The sequence below is a fragment of the Nocardioides sp. FY1077 genome (assembly GCF_058681775.1).
In genome coordinates this window covers 907,692-921,951 of the sequence record NZ_JBZWDB010000003.1, presented here as the reverse complement: position 1 = coordinate 921,951, position 14,260 = coordinate 907,692, and the positions used below count along the sequence as shown (strand labels likewise).

14 protein-coding genes are annotated in these 14,260 nt (G+C 74.0%); 10 read left to right on the top strand and 4 right to left on the bottom strand.

Annotated features, from left to right (window positions below; translation table 11 throughout):
* Positions 1 to 47 precede the first annotated feature (47 nt).
* Together AC4OR8_RS13965 and AC4OR8_RS13960 are read left to right on the top strand one after the other, a co-directional pair.
* Positions 48 to 431: a VOC family protein gene (locus AC4OR8_RS13965; protein WP_492166168.1), complete on the top strand. Its 384-nt coding sequence runs from the start codon at positions 48 to 50 to the stop codon at positions 429 to 431.
* Positions 432 to 704: 273 nt separating this feature from the next.
* Positions 705 to 1,574, top strand: coding sequence for a Bax inhibitor-1/YccA family protein (locus AC4OR8_RS13960; protein ID WP_492166167.1), 870 nt, complete (start codon positions 705 to 707; stop codon positions 1,572 to 1,574).
* A 94-nt stretch (positions 1,575 to 1,668) separates the two neighbouring features.
* On the opposite strand, the gene AC4OR8_RS13955 is transcribed toward AC4OR8_RS13960, so the two are convergent.
* Positions 1,669 to 2,751 carry an SGNH/GDSL hydrolase family protein gene (locus AC4OR8_RS13955; RefSeq protein WP_492166166.1) on the bottom strand — a complete coding sequence of 361 codons (1,083 nt, stop codon included), beginning with the start codon at positions 2,749 to 2,751 and terminating at the stop codon, positions 1,669 to 1,671.
* Positions 2,752 to 2,821: 70 nt separating this feature from the next.
* On the opposite strand from AC4OR8_RS13955, the gene AC4OR8_RS13950 reads away from it, so the two are divergent.
* The 5 genes from AC4OR8_RS13950 to AC4OR8_RS13930 all read left to right on the top strand — a co-directional run bounded on the left by AC4OR8_RS13950 (position 2,822) and on the right by AC4OR8_RS13930 (position 8,141).
* A complete protein-coding gene (locus AC4OR8_RS13950) occupies positions 2,822 to 4,231 on the top strand; it encodes a cystathionine beta-synthase (protein WP_492166165.1) in 1,410 nt (469 codons plus the stop codon).
* 201 nt (positions 4,232 to 4,432) lie between these two features.
* Positions 4,433 to 5,074 (top strand): ABC transporter permease, encoded by a 642-nt coding sequence (locus AC4OR8_RS13945; protein WP_492166164.1) that lies wholly within the window; start codon positions 4,433 to 4,435, stop codon positions 5,072 to 5,074.
* A 1-nt stretch (position 5,075) separates the two neighbouring features.
* Entirely contained in the window at positions 5,076 to 6,284 is a 1,209-nt protein-coding gene (locus tag AC4OR8_RS13940; protein WP_492166163.1) for a betaine/proline/choline family ABC transporter ATP-binding protein, read from the top strand.
* Positions 6,281 to 7,132 carry an ABC transporter permease gene (locus AC4OR8_RS13935; RefSeq protein ID WP_492166162.1) on the top strand — a complete coding sequence of 284 codons (852 nt, stop codon included), beginning with the start codon at positions 6,281 to 6,283 and terminating at the stop codon, positions 7,130 to 7,132. The genes AC4OR8_RS13940 and AC4OR8_RS13935 overlap by 4 nt, the downstream gene beginning before the upstream one ends.
* 1 nt (position 7,133) lies before the next feature.
* A complete protein-coding gene (locus tag AC4OR8_RS13930) occupies positions 7,134 to 8,141 on the top strand; it encodes a glycine betaine ABC transporter substrate-binding protein (RefSeq protein WP_492166161.1) in 1,008 nt (335 codons plus the stop codon).
* Here the strand turns inward: AC4OR8_RS13930 and AC4OR8_RS13925 are convergent.
* Complete coding sequence (locus AC4OR8_RS13925) at positions 8,138 to 8,644, bottom strand: GNAT family N-acetyltransferase (protein WP_492166160.1); 507 nt, start codon at positions 8,642 to 8,644, stop codon at positions 8,138 to 8,140. The two genes, AC4OR8_RS13930 and AC4OR8_RS13925, sit on opposite strands and share 4 nt — an antisense overlap.
* A 41-nt stretch (positions 8,645 to 8,685) precedes the next feature.
* Here AC4OR8_RS13925 and AC4OR8_RS13920 point away from each other — a divergent pair, with 41 nt between their 5' ends.
* Complete coding sequence (locus AC4OR8_RS13920) at positions 8,686 to 9,555, top strand: hypothetical protein (protein WP_492166159.1); 870 nt, start codon at positions 8,686 to 8,688, stop codon at positions 9,553 to 9,555.
* Here AC4OR8_RS13920 and AC4OR8_RS13915 read toward each other — a convergent pair.
* Both AC4OR8_RS13915 and AC4OR8_RS13910 read right to left on the bottom strand, forming a co-directional pair.
* A complete protein-coding gene (locus AC4OR8_RS13915) occupies positions 9,528 to 9,905 on the bottom strand; it encodes a YchJ family protein (RefSeq protein WP_492166158.1) in 378 nt (125 codons plus the stop codon). The genes AC4OR8_RS13920 and AC4OR8_RS13915 overlap by 28 nt on opposite strands.
* Complete coding sequence (locus tag AC4OR8_RS13910) at positions 9,902 to 10,738, bottom strand: adenylate/guanylate cyclase domain-containing protein (protein WP_492166157.1); 837 nt, start codon at positions 10,736 to 10,738, stop codon at positions 9,902 to 9,904. The genes AC4OR8_RS13915 and AC4OR8_RS13910 overlap by 4 nt, the downstream gene beginning before the upstream one ends.
* A gap of 52 nt (positions 10,739 to 10,790) precedes the next feature.
* On the opposite strand from AC4OR8_RS13910, the gene AC4OR8_RS13905 reads away from it, so the two are divergent.
* The gene (locus AC4OR8_RS13905; RefSeq protein WP_492166156.1) at positions 10,791 to 12,179 is read left to right on the top strand and encodes a P-loop NTPase family protein; all 1,389 of its coding nucleotides are present in this window, start codon (positions 10,791 to 10,793) and stop codon (positions 12,177 to 12,179) included.
* Positions 12,172 to 14,235, top strand: a complete 2,064-nt coding sequence (locus AC4OR8_RS13900; RefSeq protein WP_492166155.1) for a vWA domain-containing protein — start codon at positions 12,172 to 12,174, stop codon at positions 14,233 to 14,235. The genes AC4OR8_RS13905 and AC4OR8_RS13900 overlap by 8 nt, the downstream gene beginning before the upstream one ends.
* Positions 14,236 to 14,260 lie beyond the last annotated feature (25 nt).

The window sequence follows — 14,260 nt, the reverse complement described above, 5'->3', positions numbered from 1 at the left end:
CTGCGAGCCGGCGCCGTGCCGGCGTACCCGTGTGGAAGAGGACCCCGATGACCCGCATGCTCTTCGTCAACCTGCCGGTCGCCGACGTGGCGGCCACCCGCGCCTTCTGGACCGGCCTGGGGTTCGCGTTCAACGACACCTACAGCAACGACGACGGCGCCTGCCTGGTGGTCAACGACCAGGCCTGCGTGATGCTGCTGCGCAGCGACTACTTCCACTCCTTCCACGCCACGACCACCCCGCCGTCGGGCGACCAGGTGCTGGTGGCGATCACCGCCGACAGCGCCGCCGCGGTCGACGAGCTGTGCGAGAAGGCGTTCGCCGCGGGCGCCGGCCGCGCGGGTGACAAGCAGGACCACCCCGGCATGCACGGCTGGTCCTTCCGCGACCTCGACGGCCACATCTGGGAGATCGCCGCGATGGAGGGCTGAGCCCCTCCCGTGGCGCGGGCCGCTCGCCGGGCTCCCTGACCGGCCTCGTCGCGCCCGACCGGCGCGATCGCGCCGGTCGAGCAGCCCGCAGCAGCAGCCGGCACCAGCCCGACGACCACACCGCGCAGACACCGGCGCAGGCTCACAGCCAGTCCTCAGGTTCTCGGGAACGAGACAGGACGTCGCGGCGTTGGACACGGTGAGGCCCGTAGAGTGGGATCCTCACCAGTGAGCCGTCAGGGAGACGGTCACACCGGCCTCCTAGGAGAGACCATGCAGAGCAACAACCCGGTGTTCCGCCGGTCGGAGGAGTTCAACCGCTCCGGCGCGAACACCTACGGCAACCAGTCCTACGCGGGTGGCTCGGCGTACCCGGGCCACGGGTCCGACCCCTCCCAGTGGGGCGTCGGCACCCCCGGCGGCCCGGCGCAGCAGGCCCCCGCCTCCACCGGCCCGATGACCATCGACTCGGTGGTGCAGAAGACGGCGATCACGCTCGGTGTCGTCATCCTCACCGCCCTCGCCACCTGGATCGCGCTCCCGGAGGTCTCCGAGACCACCGCCGACACCGCGCTCCCGGCCGTCGGTGCCGCCGCCACGATCGGTGCGCTCGGCGCCTTCGCGCTGTCGATGGTGAACTCGTTCAAGCGGGTCGTCAGCCCGGCGCTGGTGCTCGTGTTCGCCGCCTTCGAGGGCGTCGCGCTCGGTGCGCTCAGCCTGCTGTTCAACGTCATGTACCCCGGCGTCGTCCAGGGCGCGGTCATCGGCACCTTCGCCGCGTTCGCCGGCACGCTCGCGGCCTACAAGGTCCTCAACATCACCGTCACCCCGAAGTTCCGGATGATGGTCACCGCCGCCGTGCTCGGCATGGTCGGCCTGGCCGTCATGGAGCTCGTGCTGGGCATGTTCGGCGCCCAGATCGGCTTCTTCGGCGTCGGCACCGGCCTCAGCCTGGTGTTCGCGATCGTCGGCCTCGTGCTCGGTGTGTTCATGCTGATCATGGACTTCGACTTCGTCGAGCAGGGCATCGCCAACGGCCTGCCCGAGCGTGAGTCGTGGCGCGCGGCGTTCGCGATGACCGTGAGCCTGGTCTGGATCTACACCAACCTGCTGCGCATCCTGGCGTTCTTCCAGCAGGACTGACCCCCACCTGTCCGGCCCCGCTAGGTCGGTCGCGGAAAGACGAGGGCCCCCCGGAGCGATCCGGGGGGCCCTCGTTCCGTTCCTGCCGACGGCCTCAGCCCTGGGAGCCCTGGGCGGCCTCGTGGTCGGTCTCCTGTTCGGGCCCGGGCGCGCTGACCGGGTCGCCGGTGTGGTCTCCGGACACGTCGGGGGTCTCCCCGCGGGTCTCGGGACGGCGGCGGCGGTGGCGCAGCTCCACCCACAGCCCACGGACGCCGAGGCGGTTGCCGCCCACCTCGGTGCCGCCGAGCTCGGTGCCGGGGGTGTTCACGGCCTGCAGGGCCGCGGTGGTGATCGGCAGGACGCCCTCGCCGCGCATGGCCTCCAGCCCGGCCTCGCCGGCCTGCACGACCCCGAGGGCCGCCAGCGTCGAGGGCAGCAGCACCGCGGCCAGCGACCGGTAGCCGGCCACCGACGGGTGGAACTGGTCGGGACCGAACAGCAGCGCCGGGGCCGCGGCGAACTCGGGGCCGAGCACCGAGGCCAGCGACACCGTGCGCCCGCCCTCCTCGACGACGGCGATGGTCTGCCCGGCGGCCAGGCGGCGTGACCAGGCGCGCGCGACCTGCTTGAGCGGCGGGGCGATCGGCTTGAGGGTGCCGAGGTCGGGACAGGTGCCGACGACCACGGCCACCCCGGCCTCGCGCAGCCGGCGCACGCCCTCGGACAGGTGGCGCACCGACACCGCGGGGCTCACCACGTGGGTGACGTCGTTGGCGCCGATCAGGATCACCGCGACGTGCGGCTCGATGGGCAGCGCCCGGTCGATCTGGTCGTCGAGGTCGGAGGACTTGGCGCCGACGACGGCGAAGTCGCGCAGGTAGACACGTCGGTCGGCGTGTTCGGCCACGCCGGAGGCGACCAGCGCGCCCGGGGTCTCCTCCACGCGCGACACGCCGTACCCGGCGGCGCTGGAGTCGCCGAGCAGCACGACCTTGAGCGCCGGGCCGGGCCGGCCGCGGCCGTACCAGCCGGTGGGGTCGGGGGTGGGCTCCTCCATGATGGGGCCGATCGCGCGGCGCGCCAGCCGGGCCTCGGCGGTCAGGACGCCGTACAGCCCCGCACCGAGCACGGAGAGACCGCCGCCGCCGAACGCAGCGGCGGAGGCGAGCTTGCGTGCCGCTGCTGCTTTCCCCACGGCCCCGATTCTACGGAGCACAGGTGTCCAGACTTCCCCGGGGAGGGTGGAACGGCCCTACATTGGCCGGGTGCAGTACGTCGACTCCCTCCTGGACCTGATCGGCAACACCCCGCTCGTGCGGCTGGGCCGCACCCTCGACCTGCCCGGAGGCGGGGGAGAGGGGCCGGGCGACGGCCCGCTGGTGCTCGCCAAGGTGGAGTACCTCAACCCCGGCGGGTCGGTGAAGGACCGCATCGCGACGCGGATGATCGAGGCCGCGGAGGCCTCCGGCGAGCTGCAGCCCGGCGGCACGATCGTCGAGCCCACCTCGGGCAACACCGGCGTCGGGCTGGCGATGGTCGCCCAGGCCAGGGGCTACTCCTGCGTCTTCGTGTGCCCCGACAAGGTCAGCGAGGACAAGCGCAACGTCCTCAAGGCGTACGGCGCGCAGGTCGTGGTGTGCCCGACCGCGGTGGCCCCCGAGCACCCCGACTCCTACTACAACGTCTCCGACCGGCTGGCCTCCCAGCCCGGTGCGTGGAAGCCCGACCAGTACTCCAACCCGCACAACCCGCGCTCGCACTACGAGACCACCGGCCCCGAGATCTGGGAGCAGACCGAGGGCCGGATCACCCACCTCGTGTGCGGCGTCGGCACCGGCGGCACGATCAGCGGAACCGGGCGCTACCTGAAGGAGCGCAACCCCGACATCCAGGTCGTGGGTGCCGACCCGGCCGGCTCGGTCTACTCCGGCGGCACCGGTCGGCCCTACCTGGTCGAGGGGGTGGGCGAGGACTTCTGGCCCGACACCTACGACCGGGGCATCGCCGACCGCATCATCGAGGTCAGCGACGCCGACTCCTTCGCCTTCACCCGGCGCCTGGCCCGCGAGGAGGCGCTGCTGGTGGGCGGCTCCTGCGGCATGGCGGCGTACGCCGCACGACAGCTGGCCCACGAGCTGGCCGGCACGCCCGAGGGCCGCGACGCGGTGGTCGTGGTGATCCTGCCGGACTCCGGTCGCGGCTACCTCACCAAGATCTTCAACGACGAGTGGCTGGCCCGCTACGGCTTCCCGTCCGGGGGCTCCCAGGCCGCGCAGACCGTCGGCGAGGTGCTGCGGGGCAAGTCGGGGGTGCTGCCCGACCTGGTGCACACCCACCCCGCCGAGACCATCGCTCAGGCCGTCGCGATCCTGCAGGAGTACGGCGTCTCGCAGATGCCGGTCGTGCGCGCCGAGCCCCCGATCGTCGCGGCGGAGGTCGCCGGCTCGGTCTCCGACCGCGCCCTGCTCGACGCCCTGTACGCCGGGACCGCCCGGCTGGCCGACCAGGTGGAGGCGCACATGTCGGCGCCGCTGCCGACGATCGGGTCGAGCGAGGACGCCCGCGACGCCGTGCGCCTGCTCGAGTCGGCCGACGCCGTGCTCGTGCAGGAGGACGGCAAGCCGGTCGGCGTGCTGACCCGGCAGGACCTGCTGACGTTCCTGGCCAGCGCCTGACCGGCGCCTGACCGGCGCCTGACCGCCGCCTGGCTGGCGGCGACCACCACCGGACCCGCGGCGCGAGGGCCGGACGATCCCACCCCACGCCGGTGACGACACGTCACCCGGTGGGGTGAGTCTGCCGTCACACGCGTCACACCTGTGCAAATGTTACCCACGGGTCGCTGACCGCCGGCGTCCCCGGGAGGTGACGCACACGTGTGGGAGTTCATCAGGGAGCGGCAGGACCAGATCCTGTACAACGCCTTCCAGCACTTCAACCTGGTCGTGCAGGCGGTGCTGCTCGCGAGCGTCGTCGCCGTGCTGCTCGCCGTGGTGGTGGTGCGGCTCGGCTGGCTCGACGGCGTGGCCAACGCCGTCAGCGCGATCGCCCTGACCATCCCGGCCCTGGCCCTGGTCGGGCTGATGCTGGCCTTCACCGGCATCCAGCCGCTCTCGGCCTTCTTCGCCGTGGCCTTCTACGCCGTGCCCGTGGTGCTGCGCAACGCCGTCGTCGGGCTCCAGGGCGTCGAACCGGCACTGGTGGAGTCGGCGCGCGGGATGGGCATGAGCCCGCTGGGCGTGCTGTGGCGGGTGCGCCTGCCGCTGGCCTGGCCGGTCATCCACGCCGGGGTGCGCACCTCGACCCAGATGTCGATGGGCATCGCCGCGATCGCGGCGTTCATCCTCGGGCCCGGCCTCGGCACCTACATCTTCACCGGCCTCGCGCAGACCGGCGGTGCCAACGCGACCAACTACGCCCTGGTCGGCACCATCGGCATCATCCTGGTCGCGATCGTGGCCGACCTCCTGCTGCTCCTCCTGGGGCGGCTCACCATCTCGAAGGGAATCCGGGCCTGACATGAGCACCGAGACCAGCAGGAGCCCCCAGCACGCCGACGGCGGCACGACCACGATCAGCGGTGCGGAGATCCGCCTCGTCGACGTGGTCAAGCAGTACCCCGGCCAGAAGACGCCGGCCGTGGAGTCGCTGTCGCTGACCATCCCCGCCGGCGAGATCGTGATGTTCGTCGGTCCCTCGGGCTGCGGCAAGACCACGTCGCTGAAGATGATCAACCGGCTGATCGAGCCCACGTCGGGCACGATCCTCATCGACGGCGAGGACGTGCGCCAGAGCAGCGCCGACCAGCTGCGCCGCAAGGTCGGCTACGTCATCCAGGGCGGCAGCCTCTTCCCCCACATGACGGTGGAGAAGAACATCGCCGTCGTGCCCAAGCTGCTCGGCTGGGACCGCAGCCGCATCGCCGAGCGGGTGCAGGAGCTGCTCGACCTCGTCGGGCTCGACCCCGCCAAGTACCGCGACCGCTACCCGCGCGAGCTCTCCGGTGGCCAGCAGCAGCGCGTCGGCGTGGCCCGCGGCCTGGCCGCCGACCCGCCGGTGATCCTGATGGACGAGCCGTTCGGCGCCGTCGACCCGATCACCCGCCAGCGGCTCCAGGACGAGCTGCTCTCGATCCAGCGCGAGCTGCGCAAGACCATCGTCTGCGTCACCCACGACATCGACGAGGCCATCAAGCTGGGCGACCGCATCGTGATCCTGCGCGAGGGCGGCCACATCGCCCAGTACGACGCCCCGGAGGTCGTGCTCGCCTCGCCCGCCGACGACTTCGTCAGCGACTTCGTGGGCTCCGGCTCCACGCTCAAGCAGCTGAGCCTGGCCCGGGTCAACGAGGTCGAGCTGCGCCAGGTGGTGACCGCGCGGATCGGCGAGCCCACCGCCGAGGTGGTGCGCCGCGCCGGGCAGGCCGGCGAGCGCTCGGTGATCGTGCTCGACGACCGCGACCGCCCCCGCGGCTGGCCGTGGCTGCGCCAGCTCAAGGGCGACACCATCGTCGAGCCGACCGAGGACCTGGTCACCATCGACCAGCGGGCCACCCTCAACGACGCCCTCGACACCATGCTCACCAGCAGCCACGGCGGCGCCGTGGTCACCGGTGACCGCGACCGCTACGTCGGCATCGTCACCTTCGACACCGTCACCGACCACATGCGGATGCTCGAGGACAAGGCCGCCGACCAGGTGGCCGCGCAGCCGGTGGCGGGTCGATGACCGACACCCGCCCCTCGGGCGCGCAGGTCGCCGGCGCGCAGCCCCCGTCGGTCGGTGCCGGGCCCACGCCGGGCCCGGTGGCCGACCCCGAGCCCACCGTCCGCCGCGGCGGGCGTCGCCTCGACAGCGAGACACTCATCCTGCTGGTGGTCCCGCCGGTTCTGGTCGCGCTGGTCTTCGGCGCGTGGGTCGTCTGGCGCCAGACCGCCGACCTCGACTCGGTCGAGCAGAGCCAGCTGGCGTGGGCCACCGTGCGCTCCCTGCTGGTCGAGCACGTCAAGCTCACCGCGGTGGCCGGCGCCCTCGTCGTGGCGATCGCGGTACCGCTCGGCGTCGCGCTGACCCGCGGCCGGCTCCGGGCGGCCTCCCCGGTGGTCGTGGGCTTCGCCAACGCCGGTCAGGCCGCGCCCGCCGTGGGCCTGGTCGTGCTGCTCGCCCTGTGGCTCGGCTTCGGCTTCTTCACCGCCGTCGTCGCGCTGGTGGTGTACGGCCTGCTGCCGGTGCTGCGCAACACCATCGTCGGCCTCCAGGGGGTCGACCCGACCCTGGTCGAGGCCGGTCGAGGCATCGGCATGACCTCACGCTCGGTGCTGCTGCGCATCGAGCTGCCGCTGGCGCTGCCGGTGATCATGTCGGGGGTGCGCACCGCGCTGGTGCTCATCGTCGGCACCGCGGCGCTCGCGACGTTCATCAACGCCGGCGGGCTCGGCGCGATGATCGTCTCCGGCACCAACCTGTTCCGCACCTCGCTGATCGTCTCCGGTGCCCTGCTCGTCGCCCTGCTCGCCCTCCTCGTGGAGTGGCTGGGCCGGGTCCTCGAGTTCGTCGCCCGACCGAAGGGGGTCTGAGGTGTCCCGCACCCGAACCCGTCCGACCCGTCGTCCCGCCCGCCTGCTCGCCGCGGGCCTCGCCGTCGCCGCGCTCGCCGTGCCCGCCGGCTGCGGTCTCGGCACCGCCGGTGGCTACGTGCCCGACGCCACGCTCGACGGACCGCTGGCCGACGTGTCGCTGGAGGGCACCGAGATCGCGGTGGGCTCGAAGAACTTCACCGAGAACATCCTGCTCGGCAAGATCACGCTGATCCTGTTCAAGGCCGCCGGGGCCGAGGTCACCGACCTCACCAACATCCCGGGCAGCAACTCCGCGCGCCAGGCGCAGATCCAGGGCGACATCGACGTCATGTGGGAGTACACCGGCACCGGCTGGATCAGCTACCTGGGCCAGGACAAGCCCGTGAAGGGCACCGAGGAGCAGTACGAGGCGGTGCGCGAGCTCGACCTGGAGGAGAACGGCCTGGTGTGGCTGCCGCCGACCCCGGCCAACAACACCTACGGGTTCGCGATGAACCCCGAGACCGCCGAGCGGCTGGGCATCACCAAGCTCTCCGAGATCCAGGACGTCCCGGTCGAGGACCGCACGTTCTGCGTCGAGTCGGAGTTCGAGAACCGGCCCGACGGGCTGCCGGGCATGCTCAAGACCTACGACGTCCCGCGCGGCGAGGCCCAGGGCACCCCCGACGACAACATCGGGCTCTACCAGACCGGCGCCATCTACGAGGCGACGTCGGAGGGCGACTGCAGCTTCGGCGAGGTGTTCACCACCGACGGGCGCATCCTGGCCCTCGACCTCACCGTGCTCGAGGACGACCGGTCGTATTTCCCGAACTACAACATCTCGCTGGTCGCGGGGGAGCAGCTGCTGAAGGACCACCCGGAGGTGGCCGAGCTGGTCGAGCCGGTGGCCGAGGCGCTCACCGACGAGGTCCTGCTCGAGCTCAACGCGCAGGTCGACGTGGAGGGTCGCGAGGCCGCCGACGTGGCCGAGGAGTGGCTGCGCGAGGAGGGCTTCGTCGCCTAGCCGACGTCCGGCAGCTCCATGAGCAGCAGCGGGGGCTCCCCGGCCGGCAGCCAGGCCGGCCGGGTGGCGCCCACCTCGCGCCAGCCACGGCGCCGGTAGACCGCGAGCGCCCTCGCGTGCGCGGGGGCGACGTCGAGCACGGGCCGGTCGCCGGCGGCGCGGATCGCGTCGACGGCGGTGTCGAGCAGCAGCCCGCCGGTGCCGCGTCCCTGCTCGGAGACGTCGGCGAAGAGCACCGCCACCATGGCCGCGGGCCGGTCGACCGCGCCGAAGGCCGCCGCCAGGTCGTCGGGCACCTCGGTGACCGCGACGTGGCCCACGACCACCCCGTCGCGCTCGGCCACCCAGGCCGTGCGCTCACCGGCGCGCACGACGAACCGCTCCACGGGGAACGGCAGCGGCCAGCGCATCGGGTAGCGCGAGGTCGGCTGCTGGGCGGCGAGCACCTCGGCCAGGCGCGGCAGGTCGGCGGCGTCGCGGGGACGCAGGCTCACGGCGGTCACCGGCCCATCCTGCCCGGCGCCCGCCCGCTAGCCTCCGTGCGGTGCCCACCCCACCCCCGGCCGAGGTGCTCGACCTGTTCGCCGTGCCCGACGCCGTCGAGCCGCTGCCGGGCGGGCGCTCCCGGGTCGTCGCGGGCGACCTGGTGCTGGCGCCGGGCCGCGACCCCGAGGTGCAGGCATGGCTGAGCCCGCTGGTGGCGCGCCTCGCCGTACGCCTCGACGAGCGTCCCGACCGGGAGCCCCACGACCTGCGCCTGGCCGTGCCGGTGCCGGCCCGCGACGGGTCGTGGGTGGTCGACGGCTGGGCCGCTTGCCGCTGGGAGCCGGGCAGCGCTGTCGTCACCCACCCGGCGCTCACGCTGGCCGCGGGCCGGCTGCTGCACGCACGGCTGGCCGCGGAGGTCGCGCAGGCGCCCCCGGCGGTGACCGGGCGCGGGGGCCGCTGGGCCGCCGCGGAGCGCCTGGTGCACGGTCCGCGGGCGGCGCTCGACGCCGCCGTCGGGACCCTCGCGCCCGCACGCCGTGACCTGCTCGCCCGCGCCGCCGCCCTCCTCGACGGGTCCGCGCCGGGCGCCGACCAGCTGGTGCACGTCGACCTCGCCGGCAGCGTGCTTGTCGACCCCGCGGGTGCGCCGGTGGTGCTCGACGTCGTGCCGGCCTGGCGGGCGCCGCGCTGGGCCGAGGCCGTGGCCGAGGTCGACCTCGCCGCGTGGCCCGGCGGCGACCGACGTCGCCTCGCGCGCCGTATCGACGGGGCGGACGGCCAGGCGCTGCTGCGGGCCGCGCTGCTGCGGGCGATCGGGTCGCGTCGTGGTGACGAGGTGGGTCCGGCCGAGTGGGACGACGTGCTCGCCGACGTGCTCGCGGTGACGGATGAGCGGGGTCAGGGCCCGGGCGTGCCGTCGACGTAGACCCAGCGCCCGGCCCGCCGGGTGAAGCGGCTGCGCTCGTGCTGCGTGCCGGCGCGTCCGCCCCGCTCGTGGTGGGCCACGAACTCCACCCAGTCGTCGCCGTGGCCGACCACGTCGAGGCGCGTCCACCGGGTGGCGGGGTCGGGGGTGACGTCGTCGGGGCGCGTGCGGGGGTGCCAGGTGCGGAAGAGGTAGTCGGCGTCGCCCACCGCGAAGGCGGAGTAGCGCGCCCGCATCAGCTCCAGCGCGGTCGCGGCGCGCTCCGCCCCGCGGTGCAGGCGGCCGCAGCAGGCGTCGTACGGCGTGCCGCTGCCGCAGGGGCACGGCGAGCGCAGCGGGGCCGGGCTCATCCGGCGTCCGTGCGGGCGAGCACCCGCCAGAGGGCGTGGGGTCCGGGCAGGCCCTTGAGCTCCGCCTCGCCCGCCGCGACGAGGCGCACGGCGGCGTCGTCGTCGAGGGCGGCCCGCACGGCGCCGCTGGCCAGCACCTCCCCGCCCTCGGCGGTGTCGGCGATGCGGGCGGCCAGCGCGACGTTGCGGCCGAAGTAGTCGCCGTCGCGGGCCACGACCACGCCGGTGTGCACCCCGATGCGCACCCGCACCGGCGCCACCAGGCGCAGCCGTGGGTCGAGCGAGCGCCCCAGCTCGCGCTGCACGCGCACCGCGGCCCGGCAGGCCGCCTCGGGGTCGCGGAAGGCGACCATGAAGCCGTCGCCGGCGGTCTTGACGACCTGGCCCCGGTAGCGCGCGACCTGGTCGCGCAGCACGGTGTCGTGGGCGGCGAGCACGCGCACCCAGGTGGCGTCGCCGAGGCGCTCGTTGAGCCGCGTGGAGCCCTCGATGTCGGAGAAGAACAGCGTGACCCGGCCCTCGGCGTCGGCCATGCTGGCGATGCTCTGCCGCTGCTCGGTGGCCCAGGTCGTCAGGTCCTCCAACGACGACTGGAGCAGCCCGGCGACGCCCTGCTCGCGCAGCCGGGTGGTCGTGCGGACGACGCGGCGCACGGCGCGCTCGGCGGGGCTGGCGGCCGGCCGGGGGCGCAGGGCGGCCGCGAGGTCGGCCTCGAGCACCGCCACCCGGGCACGGGCGTCGTCCCTCGCGCGGCGGGCCCGGGCCAGGAGCACGGCGAGCACGCCGACCGCGACCGCGAGGGCCCCGACGAGGATCACCAGGGCCGTGGTCACCCGGGCAGGCTAGCGGCCCCGACCGGTTGCGGCTCGTCAGTAGCGTGGCGACGTGACGTCTGCACCCACCTCCACCACCGTCGGCGAGCTCCGGGCCTCGGGCCACGAGCACCGCACCCTGCGCGCCGAGATCCGCGACAACCTCCTCGCAGCCCTCCGCGAGGGCCGCGACCCGTGGCCGGGCCTGCACGGCTTCGAGTCGACCGTGATCCCCCAGCTCGAGCGGGCGCTGATCGCCGGCCACGACATCGTCCTGCTCGGCGAGCGGGGCCAGGGCAAGACCCGCCTGCTGCGCACCATGGTGGGCCTGCTCGACGAGTGGACACCGGTCATCGCTGGCTCCGAGCTCGGCGAGCACCCCTTCGAGCCGATCACCGTGGGCTCGCGGCGCCGGGCCGCCGAGCTCGGCGACGACCTGCCCATCGCCTGGCGCCACCGCGACGAGCGGTACGCCGAGAAGCTGGCCACCCCCGACACCAGCGTCGCCGACCTGATCGGCGACGTCGACCCGATGAAGGTCGCCGAGGGCCGCTCGCTGGGCGACCCCGAGACCATCCACTTCGGGCTCATCCCGCGCAGCCACCGCGGCATCGTGGCCATCAACGAGCTGCCCGACCTCGCCGAGCGCATCCAGGTCGCGATGCTCAACGTGATGGAGGAGCGCGACATCCAGATCCGCGGCTACGTGCTGCGCCTGCCGCTCGACACCCTCGTCGTGGCCAGCGCCAACCCCGAGGACTACACCAACCGCGGGCGCATCATCACCCCGCTCAAGGACCGCTTCGGCGCCGAGATCCGCACCCACTACCCGACCGAGCTGGTCGACGAGGTGGCGGTGATCCGCCAGGAGGCCGAGCTGGTGGCCGAGGTGCCCGACCACCTGGTCGAGATCCTGGCCCGTTTCACCCGCCACCTGCGCGGCTCCACCTCGGTGGACCAGCGCTCCGGCGTCTCGGCCCGCTTCGCCATCGCCGGCGCCGAGACCATCGCCGCCGCGGCCATCCACCGCGCGGTGTCGCAGGGCGAGGACGACGCCGTCGCCCGCCCGGTCGACCTGGAGACCGCCGTCGACGTGCTCGGCGGCAAGATCGAGTTCGAGTCGGGCGAGGAGGGCCGCGAGGACGAGGTCCTCACCCACCTGCTGCGCACCGCCACCGCCGAGACCGTGCGGGCGCACTTCCGCGGTCTCGACCTCACCGTGCTCGTCGACGCCCTCGAGCGCGGCGTGATGGTGACCACCGGCGAGCAGGTCACCGCGCGCGACTTCCTCACCGGCCTGCCGTCGCTGGGGGAGTCGGAGCTCTACGACGACATCTGCGCCCGGCTCGACGCCACCACCGACGGCCAGCGGGCCGGCGCGATCGAGCTGGCCCTCGAGGGGCTCTACCTCGCCCGCAAGGTGAGCAAGGAGTCCGGCGGCGGGGAGACCGTCTATGGCTGACCGGTGGACCCAGCGGCGGGCGTCGCGCTACGCCCGCTACGACGGCGGCCCCGACCCGCTCGCGCCGCCCGTCGACCTCGCCGAGGCCCTCGACGCCATCGGCGAGGACGTGATGGCCGGTTACTCCCCGGAGCGCGCGATGCGCGAGTTCCTGCGCCGCGGCGGGCAGGACCAGCAGGGTCTCGACGACCTCGCGCGCCAGGTGGCGGAGAAGCGCCGCGACCTGCTCTCGCGCCACTCCCTCGACGGCACCATGCAGGAGGTGCGCGAGCTGCTCGACCGCGCCGTGCTCGCCGAGCGCGGCCAGCTGGCCCGCGACGTCACGATGGACGACGCCGACCGCGCGTTCCGCGAGATGCAGCTGGAGAACCTGCCGCCCAGCCCGGCCGCCGCGGTGAGCGAGCTGGCGTCGTACGACTGGCAGTCGCGCGAGGCGCGGGAGGCCTACGAGTCGATCAAGGACCTGCTCGGGCGCGAGCTGCTCGACCAGCGCTTCGCCGGCATGAAGCAGGCCCTGGAGAACGCCACCGACGACGACCGGGCGGCGGTGGCCCGGATGCTGGCCGACCTCAACGAGCTGCTCGACAAGCACCGCCGCGGGGTCGACACCGACGAGGACTTCGCCGAGTTCATGGCCGACCACGGCGAGTTCTTCCCCGAGGGCCCGCGCGACGTCGACGAGCTGCTCGACTCCCTGGCCCAGCGCGCGGCCGCCGCCCAGCGGATGCGCAACTCAATGACCCAGGAGCAGCGCGACGAGCTCGACGCGCTGGCCGCGCAGGCGTTCGGCTCGCCCGAGCTCACCGAGCAGCTCGCCCAGCTCGACGGCGCGCTGCAGGCGCTGCGACCCGGCGAGGACTGGGGCGGCTCGGAGCAGCTCGACGGCCAGGAGGGCCTCGGCCTCGGCGACGGGACCGGTGCGTTCCAGGACCTCGCCGACCTCGACGCGCTGGCCGAGCAGCTCGCGCAGTCCTACGGCGGCGCCCGGATGGACGACCTCGACCTCGACCTGCTGGCCAAGCAGCTCGGGGACGCCGCCGCGGTCGACGCCCGCACGCTCACCGAGCTCGAGCGCGCGCTGCGCGACTCCGGCACCCTGCAGCGCGGCTCCGACGGCCAGCTGAAGCTCACCCCCAAGGCGATGCGGCAGCTCGGCAAGGCGCTGCTGCGCGACGTCGCAGCGCGGATGTCGGGGCGCCAGGGCCAGCGCGACATGGACCGCGCCGGTGCCTCCGGCGAGCGCTCCGGCGCCACCCGCGAGTGGGCCTTCGGCGACACCGAGCCGTGGGACGTGACCCGCACGGTCACCAACGCCGTGCTGCGCACCGTGGCCGAGGGCGGGTCGACGGCCGACGGGGTGCGGCTGAGCATCGACGACGTGGAGGTGCAGGAGACCGAGGCCCGCACCCAGGCGGCGGTGGCGCTGCTGGTCGACACGTCGTTCTCGATGGCGATGGACGGGCGGTGGGTGCCGATGAAGCGCACCGCGCTGGCGCTGCACACGCTGATCCGCAGCCGCTTCCGCGGCGACCACCTGCAGCTCATCGGCTTCGGGCGCAGCGCGCGGGTGATGGACATCGAGGAGCTCACCGCGCTCGACGCGATGTGGGACAAGGGCACCAACCTGCACCACGCGCTGCTGCTGGCCAACCGGCACTTCCGCAAGCACCCCAACGCCCAGCCGGTGCTGCTGATCGTCACCGACGGCGAGCCGACCTCCCACCTCGAGGCCGACGGCGAGGTGTTCTTCAGCTACCCGCCGCACCCGCTGACGGTGGCGCACGCCGTGCGTGAGCTCGACGGGTCGCTGCGCCTGGGCGCGCAGACCACGTTCTTCCGCCTCGGCGAGGACCCCGGCCTGGCCCACTTCATCGACCAGATGGCGCGCCGAGTCGGCGGACGGGTGGTGGCCCCCGAGCTCGACGACCTCGGCGCTGCCGTGGTCGGCTCCTACCTCGGTGACCGCCGCGGCGACCGGGGCGCCGGCGGGTCGGGCGGGTCCGGCGGCTACGGCGGGCTGTTCGGCGGCGGCCGCGGGTCGTGGGTGGGCGACTAGGCCGCACCCCCCCTCGCGCCGCCAC